Raw genomic sequence first — 257 nt, forward strand, 5'->3', positions numbered from 1 at the left:
TCGAAGAGCCGCAGTGAATAGGCCCAGGCGACTGTTTAGCAAAAACACAGGTCTCTGCGAAGCCGCAAGGCGAAGTATAGGGGCTGACGCCTGCCCGGTGCTGGAAGGTTAAGAGGAGGGGTTAGCTCACGCGAAGCTCTGAATCGAAGCCCCAGTAAACGGCGGCCGTAACTATAACGGTCCTAAGGTAGCGAAATTCCTTGTCGGGTAAGTTCCGACCCGCACGAAAGGCGTAACGATCTGGGCACTGTCTCAAC

At 56.0% G+C, this 257-nt stretch carries 1 rRNA gene; it reads left to right on the forward strand.

Features of this window, described 5'->3' with window-relative positions:
* A 23S ribosomal RNA gene (locus M3189_RS26680) occupies positions 1 to 257 on the forward strand; the annotation flags it as partial.

Origin of the sequence: Neobacillus niacini (genome assembly GCF_023715415.1) — a bacterium.
In the GTDB taxonomy this organism is placed as follows: Bacteria; Bacillota; Bacilli; order Bacillales; family Cytobacillaceae; genus Neobacillus; species Neobacillus niacini_C.